20 protein-coding genes are annotated in these 26397 nt (G+C 50.7%); 14 read left to right on the top strand and 6 right to left on the bottom strand.

Going from position 1 to position 26397, the window contains the following annotated elements:
- Nucleotides 1-104 precede the first annotated feature (104 nt).
- Nucleotides 105-1463, bottom strand: a complete 1359-nt coding sequence (rpoN, locus tag H503_RS0108505) for an RNA polymerase factor sigma-54 (protein ID WP_162141340.1) — start codon at nt 1461-1463, stop codon at nt 105-107.
- A 167-nt stretch (nt 1464-1630) separates the two neighbouring features.
- Here rpoN and H503_RS0108500 point away from each other — a divergent pair, with 167 nt between their 5' ends.
- The gene (locus H503_RS0108500) at nt 1631-2038 is read left to right on the top strand and encodes a GNAT family N-acetyltransferase (protein WP_009014608.1); all 408 of its coding nucleotides are present in this window, start codon (nt 1631-1633) and stop codon (nt 2036-2038) included.
- A 135-nt stretch (nt 2039-2173) separates the two neighbouring features.
- Nucleotides 2174-3262, top strand: a complete 1089-nt coding sequence (locus H503_RS0108495) for a PTS sugar transporter subunit IIC (protein WP_009014607.1) — start codon at nt 2174-2176, stop codon at nt 3260-3262.
- Nucleotides 3263-3382: 120 nt separating this feature from the next.
- Here H503_RS0108495 and gltA read toward each other — a convergent pair whose 3' ends face one another.
- The 4 genes from gltA to nifJ form a co-directional block, all read right to left on the bottom strand.
- Nucleotides 3383-4774, bottom strand: coding sequence for an NADPH-dependent glutamate synthase (gltA, locus tag H503_RS0108490; protein ID WP_009014606.1), 1392 nt, complete (start codon nt 4772-4774; stop codon nt 3383-3385).
- Nucleotides 4771-5628 carry a sulfide/dihydroorotate dehydrogenase-like FAD/NAD-binding protein gene (locus tag H503_RS0108485; protein WP_009014605.1) on the bottom strand — a complete coding sequence of 286 codons (858 nt, stop codon included), beginning with the start codon at nt 5626-5628 and terminating at the stop codon, nt 4771-4773. The genes gltA and H503_RS0108485 overlap by 4 nt, the downstream gene beginning before the upstream one ends.
- A gap of 147 nt (nt 5629-5775) precedes the next feature.
- Complete coding sequence (locus tag H503_RS0108480) at nt 5776-7260, bottom strand: 4-hydroxyphenylacetate 3-hydroxylase family protein (RefSeq protein ID WP_022227449.1); 1485 nt, start codon at nt 7258-7260, stop codon at nt 5776-5778.
- Nucleotides 7261-7341: 81 nt separating this feature from the next.
- Entirely contained in the window at nt 7342-10848 is a 3507-nt protein-coding gene (nifJ, locus tag H503_RS0108475; RefSeq protein WP_016459405.1) for a pyruvate:ferredoxin (flavodoxin) oxidoreductase, read from the bottom strand.
- Between the two features lie 387 nt (nt 10849-11235).
- On the opposite strand from nifJ, the gene H503_RS0108465 reads away from it, so the two are divergent.
- From H503_RS0108465 to H503_RS12745, 12 genes are all read left to right on the top strand, one after another.
- Entirely contained in the window at nt 11236-12504 is a 1269-nt protein-coding gene (locus tag H503_RS0108465; RefSeq protein ID WP_009014602.1) for an NAD/NADP-dependent octopine/nopaline dehydrogenase family protein, read from the top strand.
- A gap of 523 nt (nt 12505-13027) precedes the next feature.
- Nucleotides 13028-14557, top strand: coding sequence for an alanine/glycine:cation symporter family protein (locus H503_RS0108460; RefSeq protein WP_009014601.1), 1530 nt, complete (start codon nt 13028-13030; stop codon nt 14555-14557).
- An 83-nt stretch (nt 14558-14640) separates the two neighbouring features.
- Nucleotides 14641-15570: a tetratricopeptide repeat protein gene (locus H503_RS0108455; RefSeq protein ID WP_026385674.1), complete on the top strand. Its 930-nt coding sequence runs from the start codon at nt 14641-14643 to the stop codon at nt 15568-15570.
- Nucleotides 15567-16511, top strand: coding sequence for a DUF4037 domain-containing protein (locus tag H503_RS0108450; RefSeq protein ID WP_009014599.1), 945 nt, complete (start codon nt 15567-15569; stop codon nt 16509-16511). Before H503_RS0108455 ends, H503_RS0108450 begins: the two co-directional genes overlap by 4 nt.
- Nucleotides 16499-17107, top strand: coding sequence for a DUF4125 family protein (locus H503_RS0108445; RefSeq protein WP_009014598.1), 609 nt, complete (start codon nt 16499-16501; stop codon nt 17105-17107). Before H503_RS0108450 ends, H503_RS0108445 begins: the two co-directional genes overlap by 13 nt.
- A gap of 326 nt (nt 17108-17433) precedes the next feature.
- On the top strand, nt 17434-19827 hold the full coding sequence (locus tag H503_RS0108440) for a glycyl radical protein (RefSeq protein WP_016459407.1): 2394 nt from the start codon (nt 17434-17436) through the stop codon (nt 19825-19827).
- 40 nt (nt 19828-19867) lie between these two features.
- Nucleotides 19868-20644, top strand: a complete 777-nt coding sequence (locus H503_RS0108435; RefSeq protein ID WP_009014596.1) for a glycyl-radical enzyme activating protein — start codon at nt 19868-19870, stop codon at nt 20642-20644.
- Nucleotides 20645-20673: 29 nt separating this feature from the next.
- Entirely contained in the window at nt 20674-22311 is a 1638-nt protein-coding gene (locus H503_RS0108430; protein WP_009014595.1) for a BCCT family transporter, read from the top strand.
- Between the two features lie 23 nt (nt 22312-22334).
- Nucleotides 22335-23051 (top strand): helix-turn-helix transcriptional regulator, encoded by a 717-nt coding sequence (locus H503_RS0108425; protein WP_026385673.1) that lies wholly within the window; start codon nt 22335-22337, stop codon nt 23049-23051.
- A 24-nt stretch (nt 23052-23075) separates the two neighbouring features.
- Complete coding sequence (locus H503_RS0108420) at nt 23076-24020, top strand: sugar phosphate isomerase/epimerase family protein (RefSeq protein WP_014129005.1); 945 nt, start codon at nt 23076-23078, stop codon at nt 24018-24020.
- 169 nt (nt 24021-24189) lie between these two features.
- Nucleotides 24190-25002: a PAS domain-containing protein gene (locus H503_RS12750; RefSeq protein ID WP_248604857.1), complete on the top strand. Its 813-nt coding sequence runs from the start codon at nt 24190-24192 to the stop codon at nt 25000-25002.
- On the top strand, nt 24969-25916 hold the full coding sequence (locus tag H503_RS12745) for a sigma-54 interaction domain-containing protein (RefSeq protein WP_248604856.1): 948 nt from the start codon (nt 24969-24971) through the stop codon (nt 25914-25916). Before H503_RS12750 ends, H503_RS12745 begins: the two co-directional genes overlap by 34 nt.
- 277 nt (nt 25917-26193) lie before the next feature.
- Here the strand turns inward: H503_RS12745 and H503_RS0108410 are convergent.
- The coding region (locus H503_RS0108410; protein WP_026385672.1) for an IS3 family transposase at nt 26194-26397 on the bottom strand (204 nt) is incomplete at its 5' end.

Here is a 26397-nt window from a genome sequence, read left to right as displayed (position 1 = left end):
AGAGTGTGTTCAGCCGTCTGTTCAAAAGAGGTTTCACATCAGTAAAAAATGGACCCTACGCAGGTTGCAGCCAATGGGTCCATTTTCTTTGGTTCGATTCCTTTTTACCAGACTTTGCGGGCGCTTTTGCCGGGAATACCAAGTTTGGTACGGTATTTATTGACCGTCCGGCGGGCTACGGGAATGCCCATTGCGTTGAGCTTGTCGCAAAGGGTTTGGTCGCTCAAGGGATGGTGCTTATCTTCGTCATCAATGAGGGATTGCAGGGCAAGTTCCAAGGCTTCATCCGTTGTTTCCGTTCCTTTTTCCTCAGAGGCTTTGGCAGCCGTCCCGACAAGGAAGGCATCTGCTGGGTAAGCGCCCCAACGGCAGGCGATGACCTTATGGGAGAGGGCGCGGCTGATTGTGGAAATGGCAAAACCCGTATCATCCGCAAGATCCGCCAGTTTTAAGGGCACTTTATGTCCCGGCCCATAGCGGAAAAAGCGTTCCTGGTGCGTTGCAAGAGCATCGAGGACAACAGCGAGCGTATCTTCGCGGCTTTTTAAGAGGGCTTGAAGCTCTTTGGCCCTTTTGAGCTCTTTTTTTAGGTATTCCTTAACTTTGGGCCGATCCGAGTGGTCTAAGATCGACAGATATCCCTTGTTGATGACAAGCGTCCTGCCATAGGATGTTGACAGGGTGATTTTAAGCCCTTTTTCCGTCGTCTTGACGAAGGCATCTTCGTGGAGAAATTCCACGGGGCCTGCTTCACTAAAGGCGGTGCCGGGCTTGGGATTCAGGCTGCGGATGAGGTCCCGCGCCGCAAGAATTGCCTCTTTTGTCACGTTAAACCGGGAGGCAAGCTGGGGAATCCGATTCCTTGCAAGATCATCAAGCCCCTCTTCGATGATCTTTTGGGCAAGGGATGTGTCGCCTTTTTGCTGGGCAAGCTGCATGAGGAGACACTCTTTGAGGGAACGGGCTGCAACGCCGCAGGGTTCGAGATGCTGCACCTGTTGAAGGACGGCAAGGACCACTTCTTCCGTTGCGTCAAAGCGTTCTGCAACAGCGACAGGATCTTCCCTCCAATATCCGCTGGGATCCAAGGTGCCAGCAATGAAATAGGCAAGACGTGCTTCAAGAGGCGAGAGGGAAAGGCAACCAATCTGGTCATCCAAAAAGGCTTCCAAGGTCATTTCAAGGGCGTGGGCATTTTCCACAGGGCTTGAAGGGGGATCATCGCTGGGATCTCGCGCCCTTAGGTGCATGCGGCGCCATTCCGGTCCTTCTTCCCGCCATGTTTCCCGCTCTTCAGGGAAGTCAAGGAGGGGATTTTGCTCCACTTCCCTTGCCACAAAGGCATCCAGTTCCTCGCTCGTCATTTGGAGGAGGTTCATCTGCTGGATGAGGTGCTGCGTGAGCTGCTGTTTTTGGACCGGTTCAAGGGTCATGGATAAAGGCATGGCGAGGACTCCTTTCATAGGTTTTCTTCTTTTTATTATATCATGGGAGAGGGTGGACATTTGCATTTTTGTTTTCTTTTCGTTCCCTCTTTGACAGAAAGAGGGCTTTCATCTAAGCCAAAGGAAAGATTGGAGAAAGGAGCTGTTATGAACCTGCGCACCATGAAAAGCGCTGCCTTGATACAGTGCTTGGATTTTGGCTGGAGGGAAATCTTGACACCTATCCCTTCATCGATGCTCCCTATTTTGAGGACAATTTGACCTGTGTCAAGAGCCCTTTCCCTGAAGCGCATATGATTGCAGCTAAAGATGCAGGAATCATCCTTGGCTTCATTGATCTTATAAAAAGCTCTATTGAGGGTCTTTTTGTTGGGCTAGCATATCGGAAAAAAGGTAGGGGAAAGGCACTGATCGACGCTGTCAAAAATGAAGGGAGTTCACTCGCCGTTGCAGCTTTTAGCAAAAAGATGGGAGTCATCCGGGTCTATCAGCGGGAAGAATTCGTTCTTTTGCGGCGTAAAAAGGACTGTGGGACAGGCAAAGAAAGCCTCATCTTTTTCTTTATGCGAAAAAAAGATGTAGGGGACGCATAAAAAGGGTGTTTTTTTTGAAATCATAATTGTCTTGTCATATAAGTTGACAGGATATTTTCCAGAGCGTATCCTTTTTCTTGATATATCTTGTATACAAGATGCGAAAGAGAGCACGAGCATCAGGGAGGAAAACAAATGGAAGCGATTCAGGCATTTTTAAAAAAGAAGGACGTAGAAATTTCAACCAAACGATATCTCATTGATGCCATGGGGGCCATGGCACAAGGTCTTTTTTGTTCCTTGCTCATAGGGACCATCATCAATGCCATGGGCCTTCTTTTTGATATCCGTGCCTTAAAGATTGTCGTTGCGACCGTAGGCGGCATCAAGTATACGGTTGGCGGCCTTGCTATGGCCATGAGCGGACCTGCCATGGCAGTTGCCATTGGCCGCGCGCTGCATTGTCCGCCCTTGGTCCTTTATTCGCTTCTCACCGTAGGGTTTGCAACCAATGCACTGGGCGGCGCTGGTGGGCCTTTGGCGGTGCTTTTTGTCGCCATAGCCACAAGTGAAATCGGGAAACTGGCCGCTGGGGAAACAAAAGTCGATATCCTTGTAACGCCCCTTGTGACCATCGGTGTCGGTGCCACGCTCGCAGCTTTATGTGCGCCGCCCTTAGGGAAACTTGCGATGCAGACAGGGACTGTCATCATGTGGGCTACGGAATTGCAGCCCTTTCTTATGGGCATCCTTGTTTCCGTTTTTGTTGGCATTGCCCTTACCCTTCCGATTTCATCGGCTGCCATCTGTGCGGCCTTGGGCCTCACCGGTCTTGCCGGCGGCGCTGCTGTAGCAGGCTGCTCGGCTCAGATGATTGGCTTTGCCGTCCAGTCCTACCGGGAAAATGGAGTGGGCGGCCTGCTGTCTCAAGGTCTTGGCACATCCATGCTGCAGATGCCCAACATCGTTAGGAACCCGCGCATCTGGATTGGGCCCATCTTTGCTTCTGCCATAACGGGACCGCTGGCAACCTGTGTCTTTAAGCTGCGAATGGATGGAGCGGCCGTTTCTTCTGGCATGGGGACCTGTGGTCTTGTAGGACAGATTGGTGTATTTACAGGATGGATCTCTGATATGGCAGCGGGGACCAAAGCGGCGATTACGTCCTTTGACTGGCTGGGTCTTCTTTTTATTTCCTTTGTCCTGCCAGCCATCCTATCTCCCATCATCAATCAAGGCTGCTGCCGCCTGGGCTGGGTCAAAAACGGGGATATGAAACTTTGAGCTTATGGTGCTCCCTTCCATAAAGGAAAAAGGAGACTCCCTGAGGGGGCCTCCTTTTTGAATGAAGAAAAACAGCTGCAGAGTACTATCTGCAGCTGTTAACGGTTGCGTTGATGATGCTTATTTTTTTAGCATGTAGTCTGCCATGGCGGCTGCGGCTTTCTTTCCGGCACCCATGGCAAGGATGACTGTAGCGGCGCCGGTTGCGGCATCACCGCCAGCGTAAACGCCGGGAACAGACGTAGCACAGGTGTCATCGCTTGCAGCAACGGTACCTTTCTTCGTGCGGTCAAGATTCGGTGTATCGTCATAGCTCATGGGGTTGGGACGCGTCCCAATAGCCATGATGACCATATCAACCGGCAGTTCAAATTCGCTGCCCTTGATGGGTACAGGACGGCGGCGCCCCGAAGCATCCGGTTCACCCAGTTCCATCTTCTGGCAGACAAGGGAAGAAACGCGGCCTTTTTCATCGGCGCGGATTTCAACTGGGCTTGTAAGGAAGTTGAAGTGGATTCCTTCTTCCTTGGCGTGATGGATTTCTTCGAGTCGTGCTGGCAGTTCAGCTTCACCGCGGCGATAAACGATGTGGACATCGGCCCCCAGACGTTTGGCGCAGCGAGCCGCGTCCATAGCCACGTTGCCGCCGCCGACAATCGCTGCGGACTTACTTTTTAAGACCGGTGTGCTGCTCTTTTCATCATAGGCCTTCATGAGGTTGATACGGGTGAGGTATTCGTTGGCGGAATAGACGCCCACATGGCCTTCACCGGGAATATGCATAAACTGGGGCAGGCCGGCACCGGAAGCAATGAAGACAGCTTCATAGCCATGTTCCTTCATGAGTTCCGTAATGGTGAGAACTTTGCCGATGACCATGTCCGTATCAAATTTGACGCCCAGTTCCTTCAGTTTTTCAACCTGGGAAGCCACAATGGATTTTGGCAGACGGAATTCAGGAATGCCGTAGCTCAATACACCGCCCGCTACGTGGAACGCTTCAAAGACAGTTACGTCAAATCCTTTGCGGGCAAGTTCACCGGCGCAGGTAAGACCCGCCGGGCCGGAGCCGATGACCGCGGCTTTATGACCATTTTGGGGATCCACACAGATGATATCGGCTGCATGTTCAGCGGCCCAGTCAGCAACGAAACGTTCCAGGCGACCGATGGCAACCGGTTCATTCTTGATGCCGCGGACGCATTTGCCTTCGCACTGTGTTTCCTGAGGGCAGACGCGGCCCGAGATGCGGGGCAGGGCGTTAGCCGAAGAGATGATGTCAAAGGCACCGCGGAAATCGCCTTCAGCGACTTTGGCAATGAACTGGGGGATAGGAATCCCGACAGGACAGCCCGTGACACACAACGGCTTCTTGCACTGCAGGCAGCGCTTTGCTTCGTTGATGGCTTGTTCTTCCGTATAGCCCAGGGCTACTTCCTTGAAATTATGGTTTCTCACGTCCGGTGCCTGGGTCGGCATGGGCGTCTTTTCAGCTTGCATGTTGATACTCATTTGCGGACCTCCCCTGTGAGATTGCAGATGTGTTCTGCTTCTTCCTCGCGACGCTCCGTTTCGAAGGCCTGGTAGGTGCGGTTGCGTTCGATGGCTTCATCAAAATCAACCAGATAGCCGTCAAAGTCCGGTCCATCGACGCAGGCAAACTTCGTTTCACCGCCAACAGTGACGCGGCAGCAACCGCACATACCCGTTCCGTCAATCATGAGGGGGCACATGCTGATCATGCAGGGAATGTCATACTTCTTGGCCATGAGGGTCGCAAACTTCATCATGGGAAGGGGCCCAATGGCAAAGATCTGATTGAACTTGACGCCGCTTTTGATGAGTTCTTCGAGCTTATTGGTGACAAAGCCATGGTAGCCGAAGGAACCATCATCGGTACAGGTATGAAGATCGGTACAGGCTGCTTTCATTTCATCTTGGAGAATGACACGTTCTTCATTTCTGAATCCAGCAATGAGATCAACTTGGTTGCCAGCCTCATGAAGACCGCGGGCAACCGGCAGGGCAATGGCGCAGCCAAGACCGCCGCCTAACACGGCAACACGGCCATAGCCCTCAACAGGGGTCGGTTTGCCAAGGGGACCTGCCATATCGGCCAGACAGTCGCCTTCATTCAAAAGATCCAGTTCCATCGTGCCAGCACCGGCTTTTTGGAAGATGACCGTAATGAGTCCGTCGTCATGGCTGGAAATGGTGAGAGGAATCCGTTCTGCTTCTTCGTTCGAACGGAGAATGATGAATTGGCCCGGTTTTGCTTTGGCAGCAATCCAGGGAGCATAGACCGAAATCGAGCTCATTTCAGGGTTCAGCACCCTTTTGTGGATGATTTCAAACTTCTTAGGCATGATCTCTCCTTTTGTGACTGTACAGCCTGCAACGGGAAGGCAGGCCCAACCTACAAAGGCGTAGGCGCGGGTCTGCCTTATTTGCGCAGGATCATGTCACGCTTTAAAGATGGATTTAAAACGTATCACGACGCTTATTTTACTATTTTAATCCTTATCGACGATTCCCGCAATGATTTTAGCAAATTCCTTCTTCTGGGCGATGTTTCCCTGGCGCGCAATCATGATGCGCTGGGCCTGCGGAGAGCCGGCACCGTGGAGAGATTCCGTGCGGTAGCCTACGGCGGCGCTGCCAAGACACATGTTTTCGATGAAGCGCATGATGCGCTGCCGTTTTTCCGTTGGGATGTCATCGCGGCCAACAAAGAACTTCTTGCAGATTTCTCCAATGGTTTCCCCATTTTTGCCGACAACCATATCGGACTTGAAGTCCTTTTCGCTTGGCATGGTGACCATGACACCGCCGGCGATATCTTCGGCAAGACGGACGATTTCATAGGGGAAACGGGTGACGTTCTGCTTGCAGACGTTGGCAAGCAGCAGGTCAATCTGGTAGTTCCCGGCCTTCGTGGCGCAGCCTTCGCAGGAGCAGGCAAGACCACAGCTAAAGAGCGTTTCGTTGAGGTGGGTCATTTCAATGAGTTTATCCTTGATATGGCTTGCCTTTTCAACGCCGTTATATTCAGCGGCAAGGGCAGCGGCACCGATGAGGACGTCGCCGACACCGACTTTGCAGCCACCGTAGGACTGACGGTGGTAGCCAGCAAAGCGTTCAACCATCATGCCGGCAAATTCTGTTTCGCCATTGAGGAAGATCATGTCATTAGGGATGAAGACGTGATCGAGGACGACCAGGGCTTCCTGACCGCCAAATTTTGCGTTTCCAAGATCGATGTTGGCGCCGTCTTCCATCTTGCGGGTATCGCAGGACTGACGGCCATAGACCATGTAGAGGCCTTCGGCGTCGGTCGGGCAGGCAAAGCTGACGGCCCAATCCTTATCGGCTTCCTTCATGGAGATGGTGGGCATGAAGATGTGCCAATGGGAGTTGATGGAACCTGTCTGGTGAACCTTGGCGCCGCAGACGACAATGCCGTCAGGACGGCGTTCCACGACATGGACGAAGACGTCCGGGTCTTTTTGTTCATGAGGCGCCTTGGAGCGGTCCCCTTTAGGATCCGTCATGGCGCCGTCTACGGTCAGGTCATTATCCTGGACGTAGATGAGGAACTTCTTGAAGTTTTCGTGGTAATGGGTGCCATATTTTTCGTCGATTTCATAGGTCGTGGAGTATACGGCGTTGAAGGAGTCCATACCGACGCAGCGCTGGAAGCAGCTGGCTGTTTTCTGACCGAGAAGTCGCTGCATCTTGACTTTCTTGATGAGGTCTTCCGGGGACTGGTGCAGATGGGTGAAACGGTTGATGGTGTGGCCCGTCAGGTTGCTCGTTGCTGTCATGAGGTCCTTATATTTTGGATCCTGGGCCAGGGCATAGGTCATGGCAACGCAGTTGATGGACGGACGAATGATGGGATGGTCGACCCAGTTGTCGATTTTTTCCCCAAACATATAGACTCGAGTCTTCAGTTTGCGTAGGCTTTCAATGTATTCACTGGCAGTCATGAGTGTCATGATGGGTTTTCCTCCTTTAGGAAAAGGGGGCCCGCCGCCAAGGAGGTGGCAGGCCTATAAGAAAGTTATGGAATCGGCTTGTTAGCGGCCCGCAAGGATTTCGTAGCGGGCAAGACGTTTCTTGGCATCAGCTTCAGCTTTTTCATAGAAGGCTTCTGCTTTATCCGGGAAGGCGAGTTTTAGGGAAGCATAGCGGTTCTGGCCCATGAGGAAGGCCCGGAAATCGCCTTTTGGTGCTTTCGAATCGAGGGTGAAGGCATTTTCTTCCGTTCCGACTTTTTCCGGATTGTAGCGGTAGAGCTGCCAGTAACCAGCTTCGACGGCTTTCTTTTCTTCGGCTTGGCTGAGCCCCATGCCGCACTTCATGCCATGCTCGATGCAAGGGCAGTAGCAGATGACGATGGAAGGACCGTTATAGGCTTCAGCTTCGCGGATGGCTTTGAGGGTCTGGTTCGGGTCGGCGCCCATGGCCACTTGGGCAACATAAACGTAGCCATAGCTCATGGCCATCATGCCCAGGTCCTTCTTCGCTGTCGGTTTACCACCGGCAGAGAATTTAGCGACCGCACCGGCACCGGTTGCCTTGGAGGACTGACCGCCCGTGTTGGAGTAGACTTCCGTATCAAGGACAAGAATGTTGATGTCTTTGCCGGAAGCAAGGACGTGGTCCAAGCCGCCGTAACCGATATCGTAGGCCCAGCCGTCACCGCCAAAGGCCCAGACGCTCTTTTTAGCGACAAATTCCTTGTTTTCGCGGATCATGACCGCTTCCGGTTCGGTGACGCCTTCAAGTGCAGCGAGAAGATCGTCGCTGACCTTGCGGGACCGTTCCTTGCTGTCCGCATCCTTAAGGTAGGCTTCGCAGGCTTTTGTGGCAACACCCTTATCAAGGAGTGCCTTGACGGCATCTTTCAGTTCGTTGCGGATGGAATCCTGGCCGAGGAGATAGCCATAAGCATATTCGGCGTTGTCTTCGAAAAGGGACATGGCCCAGCTTGGTCCAAATCCTCTCTTATCCGTGCAGTATGGGGAGCTAGGCGTGGAGCCGCCGTAAGCAGAAGAACAGCCCGAAGCGTTCGTGATGTACATGTGGTCACCAAACAGCTGGGTTACAAGCTTGATGTACGGCGTTTCGCCGCAGCCAGCGCAGGCCCCGGAGAATTCGAAATAAGGTTTGGCAAATTGGGAAGCCTTGATGGATTTATCGCTGACGGCATCTTTCTTGATGGAAACGGTATCGACGGCATAATCCCACAGCGGAGCCTGAGGCAACTGGGTTTCAAGCGGCTTCATGACGAGAGCTTTTTCCTTGGCTGGGCAGACATTGACGCAGCTCCCGCAGCCCGTGCAGTCAAGCGGAGAGACCTGCATGCGATATTCGTAGGCAGCAAGGGCTGGACCGATGGCTTTCTTCGTTGCAAAACCGGCAGGAGCAGCGGCCAGTTCCTTTGCATCAACGAGGATCGGACGAATGGCTGCGTGCGGGCAGACGAGGGCGCACTGGTTGCACTGGATGCAGTTTGCTGTCTGCCATTCAGGTACTTCCACGGCAGCTCCGCGTTTTTCGTACTTCGTCGTGCCAGCAGGCCAGGTCCCATCTTCGAGCCCGTACTTGGTCATGGTCGAAACGGGGAGGACTTCACCTTCCTGACGGTTCATGACGTTGACGACTTCCTTGATAAAGGCTGGGGCTTTGTCTTGCTTGGGAGCATCCTGAGCATCTTTCCAGTTTTCGGGAATAGTGACGCTGTGGAGCTCGTTGATGCCGTGATCGATGGAGGCATAGTTCTTATCGACAACAGCCTGACCCTTCTTGATAAAGTAGGTCTTATAGATGGCTTCCTTCATGGCCTTGACGGCTTCTTCCACAGGAATGATGCCAAGGAGCTTAAAGAAAGCAGCTTGAAGGATCGTATTGGTGCGGTTGCCAAGGCCGATGGAACGAGCAATGGCCGTTGCGTTGATGGTATAGAATTTGGCTTTTTTGGCATAAAGGGCGCGCTTCATGGAAGCAGGCAGGTGCCGGTCAAGGTCTTCATCGCTCCAGGCGCAGTTAAGAAGGAATGTGCCGCCTTCTTTGAGGTTCTTCACCATATCATATTTTGTCACGTAGCTCGGTGTATGGCAGGCAACAAAATCTGCGGCCTGGATGAGGTACGGGCTGCGGATGGGGTTCCTGCCAAAACGCAGGTGACTCTGAGTAAGACCGCCCGATTTCTTGGAATCATAGACGAAGTAGGCTTGGCAGTAGAGGTCCGTCGTGTGGCCAATAATCTTGATGGAGTTTTTATTGGCGCCGACCGTCCCGTCAGACCCCATGCCCCAGAATTCAGCGCTCATCTGACCTTCCGGTGCCGTGTGGATGGCCTCGGCCTTGGGTAGGCTCGTATTCGTCACATCATCGACGATACCAATGGTGAAGTCATTTTTTGGTGTGTCAAGGGCAAGATTCTTATAGACGGCAAGCATCTGATCCGGCGTCGTGTCTTTGGAAGAAAGACCATAACGGCCGCCGACGATGGTGACATCGGCGCCTTTTGCCTTGTAGAGGCTGCTGACATCTTGGTAGAGCGGTTCGCCCATGGCGCCCGGTTCTTTCGTGCGGTCCAAAACAGCAATCTTCTTGACCGTTTTCGGCATGGCTGCAAGGAAGCGGTCTGCTGCGAAGGGACGATAGAGGTGGACAACGAGGAGACCGACCTTTTCGCCTTTGGCCGTGAGAAAATCAACCGTTTCCTTGGCCGTTTCCGCACCGGAACCCATGATGACAATGACCCGTTCCGCGTCAGGAGCACCATAGTAATTAAAGATACGGTAATCACGTCCCGTCAGTTTGTTGATGACATCCATGTAGTGCTCAACAGCATCCGGAATGGCGGCAAAGCGCGTATTGCAGGCTTCGCGGCACTGGAAGAAGATATCCGGGTTGACGGTGCAGCCGCGGGTGGCTGGATGTTCCGGATTGAGGGCGTTTTTGCGAAAGGCCTTGATGGCATCGTAATCAACGTAAGGTCTCAGGTCTTCGTAATCGAGGGCGTCAATCTTTTGGATTTCGTGACTCGTACGGAAGCCATCGAAGAAGTGCAGGAAAGGCATCCGGCAGTGGATGGCTGCTAAATGTGCTACAGCACCGAGGTCCATGACTTCTTGCGGACTCGTTGAAGCCAGCATCGAAAAGCCCGTATTGCGTACGGCCATGACGTCGGAGTGGTCTCCAAAGATGGAGAGAGCATGCGCACTCAAGGTACGGGCCGATACGTGGAAGACGCCAGGGAGCATTTCGCCGGCAATCTTATACATGTTCGGGATCATGAGGAGCAGCCCCTGGGAAGCCGTGTAGGTTGTCGTCAGGGCGCCGGACTGCAGGGAACCGTGAACAGTACCGGAAGCACCGCCTTCGGACTGCATTTCAACAACGTGGACAGGCTGACCGAAGAGGTTCTTTTTACCGTTGGCCGCCCATTCATCGACATGTTCCGCCATCGGGGATGACGGGGTGATGGGGTAGATCCCAGCCACTTCTGTGAAGGCGTAGGAAATGTAGGCCGCAGCCTGGTTCCCATCCATGATTTCGATTTTCTTGGTCATGATACATCCTCCCTTAATAATGGATTTCATAGCGAAAGCGAAAGCCGCTTTCGGAAAAGTCCACCTTTGTATCTTGTTACTTCATTTATACCCGTTTTGTCCTTTTGATGCTTTGCACCCCATCACATATTTTTTGCACTTTTTCACCCTCTCTTCAAAGAAAGAAAATGCAAAAAATTTGACAGATCCTTTCCCCGTCTTATATTGGATGCTTTTTGAAAAGGGAAGGGCCATTTTTGCGATACCTGAAAATTGGCAAATAAATTGCGTGTTTCCGCAAAGAGTGCAAAAGAGAAGTTCACTATAATTAAGGCAACAAAAGGCAAGGAAGACAAATCCAAGCCAATGGACCGGAGAGCCGGTACCAAATAAAGGAGGAACGAACAAATGGATATGAGCTATTTGAAAGACATGCCAATTGCTGTACTGGGTGGCGGTGCTGTCGGCAAGACGATGGCTGCTGACTGTGCCCTTGCAGGAAAGGAAGTCCGCATCTGGGATCAGCCGAGATTCGCTAAAACGAATTTCCTGAACATTGAAAAGACGGGCATTACCCTTTCGGGCAACCAGTTCAGCTTCTTTGGTTACACTCGCAAAGGAACGGCCAAAGTTGCCCTTGCAACCGATGACATGGCAAAAGCTGTCAAGGGTGCTGGCATCATCATCGTGGCAACTGTTGCTATCGCTCACGAAGGCATCTTCCGTGAATTGATTCCTCTTCTCGAAGATGGGCAAGTCATTCACATCCTGCCGGATAACTGCGGTACCCTCGTATTCCGCAAACTAATGCGCGAACTGAAATGCACTAAGAAAGTCATCGTTGGTTCTTGGTACACCGCTCCTTACGGTATCCGTGTTGTGAAACGCGGCGGCGTTACGACCAACGAATGCAAGGTTGAAGACCGCATCACCACGATCCGCGGCTGCGCCCTGCCGACCAAAGATAACGAAGCTTTCATGGCTTCTGCTTACTACATTCCTGCTTTTGGTGCCATCATCGACGCAGAAGGCGAAGTCACCATCTCCAAGAAGGGGGAGGAATTCCACCACGGATTTGTAACAGGCAACACCGTCATGGATATCAACTTGTCCAACGTCAACCCTGTTATCCACGTTCCTGGCACGGTTCTGGCCGTTTCCACCATGCAGAACTTCGACACCGTCCTGGGGCAGGAAAAGAAGAACTACTCCCTCTATGGGTTCGGTGCTTGCCCGGCTATTGCTGAAGTCCAGGCTGCTTTCTGGGAAGAAGAAAAAGCCCTTGCCAAGGCCATGAGCATCGACCTTTGCACCGTAAACTATGAAGACTTCTTCTCCCGTACCACCATGTATGGGAAAGAATACATGGGTCCTGACTTCGCTGTACCGTATGAAGAAAAATATGAAAACTTCTTCGGCGATGGTCCGTTCGACCTGGAAAACCGGTACATCACGGAAGACGTTCCAGTTGGCTGCTACCTCATGAGCCAGCTCGGCAAGAAATACAATGTACCGACCCCGATCATCGACTCCATGATCCTTCTTGCAAGCACCATGCTAAAACGGGATCTGGCTGCCGGCAGCAAGTACACGCTGGATTACCTCGACATTGGCCATATGACGGATGCTCAGCTCCAGAAGTACCTGCGCGAAGGTGAATTCACGCCGAAAGCATAATCCATGACTGCAGTGCACCCTTTGGGCTGCCTCTAGCGCGTTGCAAAAATGGGGAGGGCTGTTAACGGAAAGGCTCTCCCCACTTTTTAATGAAGCCAAAATCCTGCCTTCACAATTATTCTAAGGGACTTCCATCGTAAGGAGCCTTCACTCTTTCTTTTTACTATAAAATATACAGAAAATTAGCAATTATTATACAAATAGAAACCTGAAAAATTCTTCACTAGACCCGTAAATAATCTTCTCAGAAGGCCTGCTGCATTGAGCGCGATTCTATAGAAATAGAGAAGGCGGCCTCTTCTATTGCCTCTTCACTTTACCTTAATAAAGAAAAAGATGCACCCCGTACGCAACAGGGACCCTGACTAACTGAATATGGTTCTCCTAGGAAGCCCTAACTGGTAACAAGGGAAAGAAGCGACTCGCTGACGGAATTTCTTGAGGACGCCCTTTCCTGGGACCGAGAGGTTCCACTTGCTGCCAGATGTGGCTTTCCTATCTGTCAAAGAAATGAGGAAAGTTTATGTCTGATTTCATTATGTGGTTAGATAACCTGATTTGGTCCACCCCTCTGATCATCTTGACATTTGGTTCGGCTTTGATTTTCTGCTTTGCCATGAAATTTGGCAATATTACGAAGATCCCTCTTCAATGGAAGCTCCTCCGCTCGGGCTCAGGTTCCATGGAAGGACTGTCTCCTTTTGAAACGTTCTGTTCCGTTGTTGCCTACAGTGTTGCCGTCGGCAACATCGGCGGTGTCATGGTAGCTATCCTCTATGGCGGACCGGGTGCAGTCTTCTGGATGCTCGTAACGGCCCTTGCTACATCGGCTGTCTCCTATACGGAAAACAGCTTAGGTCAGATCTACAAGATCCGTCAGGATGGCCAGTACCGCGGCGGCCCCTATTTCTATATGGAGCGAGGCATCCGCCATAAGGCCTTGGGTAAGTTTATGGCCATTGTTTTTGCCCTGTTCTGCAGCATTGGCGTACCAATCCTTGTAACGGGACCGAGCGCCAACAATATTGCCATGGCTTTTGAAAACAGCTTTGGCGTTGCCCGGCCTGTTACAGGCGGCGTCATTGCTCTCCTGCTTTTTGCTGTTATTTCTGGCGGAATCCGCCGCATTGCCAAGATTTCGACTATTATCGTTCCCTTTATGACCATTGGTTACTGGGTCCTTGCCATCTACGTCATGGTTGCAAAGGCTGATGCCTTTATGCCGACCATTCGGATGGTCCTTGACAGTGCTTTTGATTCGGGTGCTGTCTTCGGTGGCATGATGGGAACTGCTTTTTCCTACGGCGTCAAACGTGCTGTCAATTCTTCCGGCGCTGGCTTTGGTGAAACGCCGCCTTCTGGTGCAACGGCAGAAACGCCGCATCCTGCCACCCAGGGCCTTGTCAACTCGTTTTCCGTTTATGTTGACGTCCTTGTCTGCTTCTGTTCCGGCATGATGGCCCTTGTTACGGACTGCTTCAACGTCCTTGGACCTGATGGAAAGGCTTATATGTATGTTGGGTCCGGGTCTTCTGCCATGGCCGAACAGGCAGCAACCAATACGGCGGGTGTTGTCTGGGTCCAGGAGGCGGCCAAGACCGCTTTTGGTGCTGGCGGTTCCCTTGTTGCCATTGCCCTTACCTGTTTTGCTTATTCCACTTGTATTGCTTACTACTATGAAGGCGAATCGGGTCTTGCTTATTTGATGAAGGATACTCATCCCCATCTGCGTAAGACAGGAATTTGGATCATTCGTATCTTGATGCCGATTTTCTTCTTCGTGTGGGCTAACGTAACGGCGACGACGGCGTGGGCCATCAGTGAAGTCATGTTTGGCCTCATGGCCTGGTTCAATCTCATCGCCTTGCTCCTACTCCTGCCTGTTGTCAAGAAAACCTATGATGACTATATTGCGCAGCGTAATGCCGGTGTGGAAATGCCTTATTTCAATCCGGAAAAACTGGGGATTGAGAACTGTGACCTTTGGATGGATATCAATAAAGATCGTATTGACGCGGACACAAAAAAAGAATGTGTGATCAACCAGCCATAAGGCACTGACCATTTGGAGGGCTTTCTTGATGCCGGACGGGCGTGAAGGAAGTCCTTCTTTTCATCAGAAAGGAAAAACTTAAAATGACAACGGTCCACGAATTCTATGAGCACCTTGATGCTCTTTACGAAAAGGGCGACGCGGCAGGTGTGGAAGCCTATCTAACGGGAATTGCAAACAGCACCTATGAAGAGGGGAGAGAATCTGACCTTATGCTGTCAGCCTTAAATGAACTGGGCTCCTTTTACCGCGGCCGCAGCTATTATGAAGCGTCCTATGCCGCTTTTATGAAGGCAAAGGAAATCCTTGATGATCGGGGAGAGACGAGGGGCGTTCCTTATGCAACGCTTCTCATTAATCTTGCGGGCACAAAACGGCTGGCCAAAGATTACAGCGGTGCCAAAAGCCTTTATGACGAGGCCATGGAGATCCTGACTGAGGCGGGGGAGAAGGAATCCTATGCCTATTTATCCTGTCTCAATAACCTTTCCATTCTTTATCAGGAAATGGAACGCCCTAAAGAAGCCGCGGCTGCTCTTGAAGAGGCCTTGGCACGGCTCATGAAAGTAAGTGATCGCTTTGAAGAACGGGCCATTACGTGCTGCAACCTGGGCATTCTTTATGCAGGTATGGACCAGGACGACGAGGCACTGCGAGCTTACAAGATGGCTAAATCCTCCTATGAAGCCTGTCCGGAAGAAGGTCGCGTCCATTATGGAGCGGTCCTTAACGGTTTAGGCAGCCTTTATACCAAAAAAGGGCAGTATGACCTTGCTCTTCGTCACTTTGAAGAAGCAGCAGATTGGGTCAAACGCTTTTTCGGAGAAAATGAGGAATATGGCATTACCTTTCAAAATCGGGGCACCCTTTACGAAAAAATGGGGGAACGCGAAAAGGCAGCCGCCTGCTGCCTTATGGCAGGCGCTATTTACGAAGCTCTATGGGGCAAAAATCACCGTAAGGTGAAGAAAATGAAAACCCTTGCGTCACGCCTTACGGGAGAGATGCTATGATGCAGGGACTTGCTCTTTCGCACCGCTTTTGGGAAGAAGTGGCTCGTCCTAAAATCGAAACGGATCTTCCTGACGTGCTGCCCCACCTTGCGGCGGGCCTTTGCGGCGAAGGGTCCGAATGTTTTTCTTTTGATGACGCCATTTCCCGGGACCATGATTGGGGCCCCGGCGTCATGCTCTTTCTTGAGAAAAAGGACGCCCCCCAATGGGAAGAACGGCTTCGTCAGCTCTATGCATCCCTTCCCAAAAGCTTCCTTTGCATGCCGCCTCGGCGGGAATTGGACGGTCCTAAGAGAGTTGGCGTCCTTATTATAGAAGTTTTTTTTCAGCGCTTAACTGGATTTGAAAAAGGACCCCAGACCTTGGCGGACTGGATGCACTGCGATGAAGCGCGTCTTTCCATGGCTGTAAACGGGTCCCTGTTTTATGACGCACCGGGAGCGATGACAGAAACAAGGCACCGGCTCAAAACCGCCTGCCCCCGCGATGTGTGGTTGACAAAGATGGCCCATGACCTATTTTATATGGCTCAAGCGGGGCAGTATAACTATCCTCGCTGCACTGCCCGGAAAGACCTAGGAGCCATGACTTTTTCCAAGAGTGGATTTCTCTTTTCTGCTATGCAGCTGATCCATCATTTGAACCACGCCTATGCGCCTTTTTATAAATGGCTTTATCGGAGCGTAGGTACCCTTTCCGAAACGTATGGCACGCTGCCTTTATTTGAAGACCTTCTTATGACGCAGGACACAGAACGGTCCATGGCCCTCATGGAAGCAATTTCAGGAAGACTTTCCCGCGCCTTGATGGATGCAGGACTTGTTCCGGAAGGCGTGGGGACTTTTCTTACAGAGCATGCACTTTACGTACAGGCAAAGATCAACGACGACGAGCTGCGCCGCCGCAATATCATGGAGGAACCAAGACTATGGAAAAAATGAAACTCATTCAGCGCCTCATTGAGCGGGAATGGACTCTTTTTGATAAGGTCCGTAATATCGGCGGACGGGCGTCCTGCCAGGATGATCGGAAAACCTTCTTCATCATGAGGGGCAGCCAGTTCCTTTCCTGGAATGTGCCCCTTCTGGAAAGTTATGAAAACGATTTAAGGGCAGCTCAGGCAGAAGGACGTAACCTTCTTGCCGAAAAATACGGGTATATGATGATGTGGACCTCGCCTAAGGAATTTAAGGAAGTGCGGGATCTGCTGCCTCAAGTTACAGATGAAAAGAAAGGACGCGTCCTGCGCATTGCTGCCATCCATATGGACTGGCAGAAAGAAATCGCTAAAAAATACCCGGCCCTTTCCCAAAAAGGCAGGCGCATTACCCAGGACGGGAGTGCTGATACAGCCTTTGAGACTTATCTCAAAGGAGAGCTCCTGACTTATTCAGAAGCGACCTTGGCCCTTTATGAGGCCTATCTCATGGGCTGCCTGGAAAAAGACGTCAACCTGAACGAAGAAATTCTGCGGGCAACGGTCCATGCTTATGGGTATGATTCCCTGCGGGATGCTGAAGAAAAACTCTCCCATTAGCCTTGATAAATCCAAGGGTGCAAATAAATGGGCAGGGAATATGCTGCTCCAACTGAAGCGCAAAATAGTTTGCATGCAAAAAGTGCAAAATTAGCATAATAGGGAGCTGTTTAGAAAGAACCTTAAGAAAAGAAACTGCACAAAATGATATAGATAAAAAACCGAGAAGGCGCAAGTAGACTGATAATTCCGACTCTTACACCTAGAAACGGAATAAAAAATATGAGAATTGGCATAAGATTTGCTACGTAATAAGGTAGATGAATGGAGTCATTTAAAGATTTCCCTGGGAAATCACGTTATTGCAGGAAAAGGGAGGCATTATTATGGCAAAAGAGTACATGAAACGAATTGAGGCATTGCGTCAGCAGTACCTCCAAACCCGCGTTGACATGGACGTTTACGACGCAGCGTTCTTTACAGAGGGGTTCAAGGAGATGGAAGGGCAGCCCTGGATCATCCAGCGCGCCAACGGCTACTACAATGTATGCGCCAAGAAAAACATCTATATCCAGCCTCATGAACTGCTGGTCGGAGGTGTTGGCTTTAAACCTCGCTGCGGCATCCTGAACCCGGACAGCGCTTCTGGCGTCATCGCAAAAGAACTGGACACGATCAGCACCCGTCCTTTCGACCCCTTCTACCTGAGTGAAGAAGGGAAGAAAGTCTACACTGAAAAAGTCCAGAATTACTGGAAAAATAAATGCGTCTTTGACCGCTGGAACCTCATGCTTCCAGAAGATGCCAAACGGCTGCGTGCCAACGGCGCCATCTTCATCGACCGTAAAGCTGTTCGCGGCTATGGCGAAAACACGCCGGGCTGGATGCGCATCCTCACCAAGGGTCTTGCTGCAATCCGTAAGGAAGCAGAAGATGCCCTGGCTAAACTGGACGATGCCAACCCGGGCGACCTTGAAAAGAGCTTCTTCTATAAAGCAGAAATCAAAGCTGCTGACGCTGTCATCCTGCTGGCCCACCGTCATGCCGATCTTGCTGAAAAGATGGCCGCTGAATGCGACGATCCCGTTCGCAAGGCTGAACTTTTAAAGATTGCTGAAGTCACCCGTCACGTACCGGAATATCCGGCCCGCACCTTCTATGAAGCCTGCCAGAGCATCATTTCCTATGAATATGCCTGCTTCATGGAACAGAATGCTTCGAGCTATAACTTGGGCCGACTCGATCAGTACCTTTATCCGTACTATAAGAAAGACAAGGAAGCGGGAATCCTCACGGATGACGATGCTCAGGAACTTCTTGACTGCCTGTGGATCAAAGTGGCTGAAATGTCCCTTTTCCAGGATGAAGTTACAGCTCAGTATGCCGCCGGCTACTGCATTACGGTCCAGACGAGCTGCGGCGGTATTGACCAGTATGGCAACGACGCCAGCAACGAATTGAGTTACATGATGATTCAGGCCACGGAAGATGTTCGTTTCAAGGAACCGAACATGGCCATGACCTACAGCATTTCCAAGAACCCTGATTCCCTGCTCCGTAAAGCCATCGAATCCATCGGCATGGGCCTTACGATGCCGGCCATCTACTCCAACGATGTAGGTATCCAGATGCTCCAGAACAAGGGCATTCCTCTTCGTGAAGCTTGGAACTGGAACCCCTGCGGTTGCGTAGAAACGAACCTGTCTGGGAAGATGAAGCAATATACGGACATTGCCGATATCAATATGGGTGCCATGGTTGAATTTGCTTTAAATGACGGCAAAAGCCGCATTACGGGCGAACAGGTCTCCATCCACACAGGGGATCCGAGAAACTTCAAGACCTTTGACGATTTCTTTGCTGCCGTGAAAAAGCACATTGACTATGCCGTTGATGTCATCGTGAGCTGCAACCAGCTCCTTGATTACCTGAGCATGAACTATCGCCCTGTTCCGACCCTGTCTCTTAGCTATGAGCACTGTATGGAAGTCGGCAAGGACTACAGCCAGCCAGGCGGTGCCCAATACAATGCTGGCGGCGGTGTCATTACAGTTGGTCAGGCTGATATCATCAACTCCATCGCTGATGTGAAGTACCTTGTCTTCGATGAAAAGAAGATCTCCATGGATACTCTCATCAAGGCCCTCGATGCCAACTTCGAAGGTTATGAAGATATCCAGAAGCTTTGCCTTGAAGCCCCAAAATATGGCAATGATGATCCGCGGGCTGACTTCTGTGTCGGTGAAATTTTCAACCATGTGGCAGACCAGTTCGAAAAATACGATACGGTTTTTGGCAAGATGACCTTGGGTATGTTGCCTGTATCAGGCAATACGCCGATTGGCCAGTGGGTAGGGGCCCTGCCGAGCGGACGCAAGGCAACGACACCGCTCACGGATGGCATCGGTGCTACGGGCGGTACGGACGTCAATGGCCCGACGGCCCTTTTAAAATCAGTCAGCCACCTGCCGCATGCGCGTTTTACCCAGGGCACGCAGCTCAATATGAAGTTCGAACCGGATCTCATCAAGGGTGAAAACGGTATGACTCATGCTATGAACATGGTAAAGACCATGAGCGTACTTGGTGTTTACCATGCCCAGATCAACTGCGTCGATCGCGAAACCTTGATCGATGCCCAGAAACACCCGAACGATCACCGCGACCTGCTCATCCGTGTGGCTGGCTACACAGCTTTCTTTGTCGAACTCGGCAAGGAAACGCAGGATGAAATCATTGGACGTACGGAAATCAACCACTGGACCGAATCAGCCCGTTAAGGACAATCAATAGGCTAAGACAAGAGAGGAATGAGGAGCAATGACGCTGGAACAGACAAAAGGAATGGTGCTTCGCATCGAGCGATCTTCCATCCATGATGGTGATGGCATGAGGACAGTCGTCTTCCTAAAAGGATGCCCGCTTCGCTGTCAGTGGTGTTCCACGCCGGAAAGTCAGGCGTTTCAAGTTGAAACGACGGTGGACGGCAGTAAATCCTATGGAACGGAAATGACTGTCACGGACGTCATGAAGGAAGTCCGCAAGGATACCGCGTTCTACTTCATCTCCGGAGGGGGCATGACCCTTTCCGGAGGGGAACTCCTGGCCCAGCCTGATTTCTCTCTTGCTCTTTTGAAGGCGGCCTCGATGGAAGGCATTTCTACAGCCGTCGAAACAAGTTTCTTTGGAAAAGAAGAAACTATTGCCGCTATGGTTCCTTATGTTGATACGTTTTACGTTGATCTCAAAGCGGTCACGCCGAGCCTTCACAAAAAGTACTGCGGTGTTGATAATCGCATCATTCTTCATAATATTAAGTTTTTGGACCGCCAGAAGGGAGGGTTTCAGATGATTCTCCGGACCCCTCTCATTCCTGGAGTCAACGATTCGGAGGAAGAACTCCACAAGATTGGCACATTCTGCCAAAATCTTGACAGATTGGTCTATCTGCAGCTTTTACCGTATCACGCACTGGGGAGTGTGACCTATAAGAAACTGGGCCGCGACTACATGATGAAATCCGTCAAGACCCCGACGCTGGATATGATGGATCGCTGCCGCAAGATTCTTCGTACCTACAATATTACCGTACAATGATTGAAACCTAAAAAGAGAGGCATGAATCGATGGAAGAAAAATTAAAAGGAAAATTATATAAAGAAGTCCTCATCGTCATTGGGCTTCTTCTTACGATAGAAATCATTTTAGGTATTTTCTTTACGGAAAAGTTTGGCTTTGTCATGTCAAAGATGCTCTACCTCATAGGAGATTACTTTGGCTGGTGGATCAACCTCCTTGCTGTCTTTTCCGTCATTTTGGGGATGGTCCTCATCATCTTCAAATGGGGTGATGTCAAGATTGGCGGAATTGATGCCAAACCGGACTTTACGACCTGGCAGTGGTACTCCATTTCCATCTGCGGCGGTATTGGCTGCGGTCTGCTTTATTGGGCCATGGGCGAACCGCTCTATCATTTCATGCAGCCGCCGGCTGCCATCCACGCCCTGCCGGAAAGCAGGGACGCGGCGATTTTTGCTGTCAGTCAGGCCATGTTTCATTGGTCCTTTGTCCAGTACTTCATTTATTCCATTCCGGCCTGCGCTTTTGCGCTCCTTTGCTTTAACTACCAAAAGTCCCTTTCCATGGGGCCCATGCTGGAACGCACGCTAGGTGGCAAGCACCGTCACTTGACGAGCCTGCTTCACATGTTCTGCGGCTATGCCGTTGCCTGCGGCGTCTCAAACTCCATGGCAGCGGGTCTTATGCAGATCAGCGGCGGTATCAATGCCGTCTTTGGCATCCCGCAGGGACCCTTTATGTACTTCATCCTGACCGTTGTTGTGGCCGGCTTTTTCATCATTTCCTGCGTGACGGGTATCAATAAGGGGCTTACCTATGTATCTACGGCGTGCATGTTTTTCTTCTTTGGTCTGATGCTCTACGTCGTCGTAACGGGAGATTCCATCTTCATTGGAAAAATCGGTACAGAAGCCATTGGCGACATTATGGATAACTTCTGGCACAAAATCACGTACAACAATACGCTGGCCCCGATGGATCAGTGGGCGAACGAATGGCCAATCACCTTCTGGAATTCTTTCTTTATCTATGCACCCGTTATCGGCATGTTCCTTGCCCGCATGGGGAAGGGGCACACCGTGCGGGAATTTCTTCTTGTGGAAATCCTTGTTCCGTCCCTTTTCTGCTGCCTTTTCATCGCCATCTTCGCTGGCCAGACCATCTCCGTCCAGACGAGTGGAACCTTTGATGTGTGGGCCATGATTCAAAAAGAAGGCATGCAGACTGCTCTCTATCAGGTCCTTGGCACCATGCCGCGGGGGAAGCTCGTACAGCTCGCCTTTCTCATTACGGTGTGCCTGTCCTTCATCACGTTGGCAGACCCTAATACGGCAGCGCTTGCAACGCTCTGCGTCCACGGTCAGGAAATTGACGCTGAACCGCCGAAGACCCTCAAGATCATCCTCGGTGTGGCCATTTCCGCTGTCGCCTATCTTCTTGTCGTCTCAGGCGGCATGAATGCTGTCAAGGGATTGCTTAACATCGGCGGTCTTATCATGACCGTGCCGACGCTGTGGCTCTTCTTGATGAATGTGAAGCTCTGCAGCCCCCTTCTTGCTTCAAAGAGCCATCGCCTTAAGGCGGCTCCCGAAACAGACGAAGTGGCTGCCCCTGATGACCGGATTTCGGCCAAGGTCAAGGGCCTTGACGTTGTCATCAAAAACCTTCTTTACGCGGATTACTGATTCTTTGAGAGAGGGGAATGAGTATGTTAAGCCAAAAGTTTGATATCGAGGTCTTTCAGGAATGTTTTGGTGCCCATCATCACGAATATCCCCAAATCCTCGTGCCTATGGGAGAAACGATGGAATTATCCATTGGCAATTCGGACTATACTGTCACACCCCAGGAATTGTGCCTTGTACCGCCTAAGATGGATCATCAGTGCAGCTATCGAGGAAAACTCCTTGCCATCAATCTATCAAAGGAAATCGTCGATGAAAAGGAAGGCATTATGCTTTCCTACCCCATCGTCATTTCTATGGTGGGGCAGATTGCCCAGCTCGTGGAGCTCATCCAGGCCGAATTGCGGCAGAATCCAGAAAGCAATTCTGTATCCTATCTTTATAGCTACCTTTACAGCAAACTGATGAATAACTGCGCAGCCCCAAGTATCCGCTATCTGAGCGAACACTATGACCTGCCCATTACAGTGAACCAGCTGGCTGAAATGGAAAATTACAATGTGACTTACTACAACGATTGGTTTAAGCAGCAGACGGGCTGCTCACCCAGTCTTTACCTGCGGCGTATCCGCATCGAGCGGGCGAAAGAACTGCTCTTAAAGACCCATTATTCCATGATGGACATTGCCATCATGGTCGGCTACAGCAGCAATTCCACCTTTACCCGGGCTTTTCACAGCATTACGGGAATGACGCCCAAACTTTTCCGGGAAGCTAACGGCATCGACGCTGTTGGATAAACTAACAACAAAGGAGAATTGAAAATGGACAAGATTACGGGAAAAAACAGCAACAGAAAGTTCAAACTCGGCATGCACAGTTATACCCTTCACCTGAGCGGTTACGGGGAAAGCTGGGGCTTCCAGAGCGAAGGCAAGACCTATGCTTTTGAAAAGGCCGGTTCCCTCATCGACCTCATGGACCTTGCCAAAAAGGAACATATCGAAGTGCTTCATATCACCCTTGTTGACCTCGACAACGATACGAGCCCGGAACACCTGGCAATGGTGAAAAAGGAAGCAGAAAAACGGGGCCTTGACCTGGAACTTAATATCTCCTTTGATGCTCCGAGTGATCCCCGCGTCAATTCGACCATTGAGGAATCCTTGGAAATTGCCCATGCTATGGGGGCCAAACTCGTCAAATACAGCACGGATATTCGTCATTCCCGCCCTTTCACACATGCATGCATGTCACCGGAAGCCATGGAACAGATGAGCCGCGTGGTTATGGAGTTCCAAAAGAACATCCCTACCATTGAAAAATATGGTCTCAAGATTGCCATTGAAAACCACTGTGACCTCTTTGCTGATGAAGTAGTCTGGATGGTGAAAAAACTCAACCATCCCCAGATCGGAGCCTGCTGCGACACGATCAACTCTCTCATCCTCGGCGAAGGCATTGCTGAATGCGTAAAGAAAATGGCGCCTTACTGCTACTGCGTCCACTTCTGCGACAACAAAATCTTTGCTGATCCTGACGGGACCCACTCCTTGGGCTGTGCCATTGGCGACGGTGACGTCGATGTTGTGGAAATCATGAAGATCCTGCGCGCTGAAGCGCCGGAAGAACTTGATACCATTGACCTTGAAATCGAGCTGCCGCTGAGCGGATACAGCCTCGAAGAAGGACGCCAAAAGGAACTGGAAGGCATGAGAAAGAGCATCAAGTTCATGCGCGAAGTCCTGAAAATCGGTTCCGACGCATAAATCATTTCTTTTGCAAAAGGCCTGTCTTCGACAGGTCTTTTCGCGTTTTCCCGAATCGTTCATTCCTAAGTAAATTCTTTACGCAGGGAAAAATTTGGGCTATGATAAAATAAATAGGCTATTATGGGTGCGAGAGAAAATGTAGTTTAGGATAGGGTGGTTGAAGAACATGAAGTGGCAGGAAGTCATGACTTTTTTGTCAGGCCTTGGCATGGGAGCCATGCTGGTCCAGAAAAATGGAATCATTGCGGCCATCAATGAAGTGGGTAAATCTTTCTTAGCAATGTCTGAAGGGGTTGGTACGCCTGTGCCCGATAATGCACGGCCTCTTTTGCTTCCCTTGAAAGATAAACAGATTGCTCATATTGCTTTTGAAAAATGGGTGCGCCGCGTCAAGTGCCCGCTTGTGCAGGGAATCCCGGAAGGCATGGAACTCATCGTCTTTCGGGATGCTGCCTGCGACGTGTACCGGGAGATGTTTCAAAACGTCCTGAACCGGATCAGCGAGTCCGTCATTTTATGCGACGAAAAAGAACAAATCCTCTTTTTGAACGATGCTGCCGTTCGCATGGATAGTCTGCTCAATGAAACTGTTGTTGGTAAGAGTATGGATGAAGTCTATAAGAGTGAAAGTGATATGCCGCTCCTGCTTCCCAAAGTCCTTAAAGCGGAAAAACCTTACCTTAACCAGCGCCAGCAATACGAGACCTTCAATGGGAAAGAAGTTGATATCGTATCGGATAACTATCCCATCTTTAAAAACAGCCAGGTCCTAGGCGCGTACAGCGTCATGGAAGACTTCAGTCAGCTTGATTCCCTGCACCGCAAGATCCTTGAATTGCAGGATGAACTACTCCGCCAGGATGCCCAGATCAAGGGGAAAAAAGTCACGATAGTGTGCTCCATGCAAAATACCATTTTGAAGATATCATTTCATCAAGCCATTCCATGCGCGTTCTTGTGGACCGCTGCAAGCAGGTAGCAAAGTCCTCTTCATCTGTCATGATCTACGGTGAAACAGGAACCGGCAAGGAACTTTTTGCCCAGAGTATCCACAACGCCAGCAGACGGGCACAGGGACCCTTTCTTGCCATCAACTGTGCGGCCATCCCGGAAAACCTTCTTGAAGGGCTGCTTTTTGGAACAGAAAAGGGTGCCTATACAGGCGCCGAATCCCATCCAGGACTCTTTGAACAGGCAAATGGCGGCAGCCTGCTCCTTGATGAAATCAACTCTATGAACATCAATCTTCAGCCCAAGCTGCTGCGCGTCCTCCAGGAAGGTACGGTGCGGCGCGTAGGAAGCACGCGGGAACGGAAAGTGGATGTCCGCGTCCTATCAAACATCAATATCCCTCCTGAAGAAGCTCTTGCCGCCCATAAGCTGCGGCAGGACCTGTATTTCCGCTTAGGTGTTGTTGGAATCCGCATCCCGCCCCTGCGGGAACGTAAAGAAGATATTCCTCTTTTGGTCCAAAGTTTCATTGCCCGCTACAATAAGCAGCTGGAACGGAATGTCCAGACTGTCGATCCCCACGTCCTTGATATCTTTACCCATTACGATTGGCCAGGCAATGTGCGGGAATTGCAGCACGCCATCGAATATGCTATGAACATGCTGCCGGAAAAACGGGCGACCCTTACGGTGGAATGCCTGCCCGAGCATTTTGTGAATATGGAAGTACCGGTAAGCTCACTGCAGTCGTTATCCCAAGGAATGGGTAAAAAGCTGGGACGGAGCCGCAAGACCCTTCGCGATGTGGAGCGTGCCGCCCTTGTGCAGGCCCTCAAACGGACGGGCGGCAATATTTCTGCCGCCGCCAGGGAACTTGGCATGAGCCGGCAGAACCTACAGTACCATATCAAGCGGGATGAGATTGATCTGGAAAAAATCTAGTGCGGGTACGCAAAAAAGAGACTGTGAAAAAATGAATCCTCTTAATTTTTTTACAGTCTCTCTTTCTTTATGCATTTGCTCATCCATGGACAAAAACGGCATTGTGACAACATAGCTGCTGCGCTGCAGCCATCCCCGCTTAATGGGCACCAAAACGAGACGTATGACGGTGCGAAACTACATCAAATTGGCGCGATTTGTGCACCAAATAAAAATGACAAAAATGCGAACCGTGAGAGGTGATGTGTACCCCAAAAACTGGACGCATATAAATTAGTTAAATGGCATTAGTGGATGTTTCCCGATATATTTCGGGAGGCATCCATTTTGTTTTTTTCTGAATCCTTTCCTTGTTGAAATAATGAATGTATTCTTTCACTGCTTTAGCAAATACCTTGAACGAGGTGTATTCTTTTTCGCTTCCGTAATACATTTCATTTTTCATCCGACCAAAAAAGGTCTCCATAATACTGTTGTCATA

The organism is Acidaminococcus intestini DSM 21505 (assembly GCF_000425045.1).
Lineage (GTDB): Bacteria > Bacillota > Negativicutes > Acidaminococcales > Acidaminococcaceae > Acidaminococcus > Acidaminococcus intestini.
Note: the sequence above shows the minus strand (reverse complement) of the source record. Positions and strands in the feature narration are given on the sequence as shown.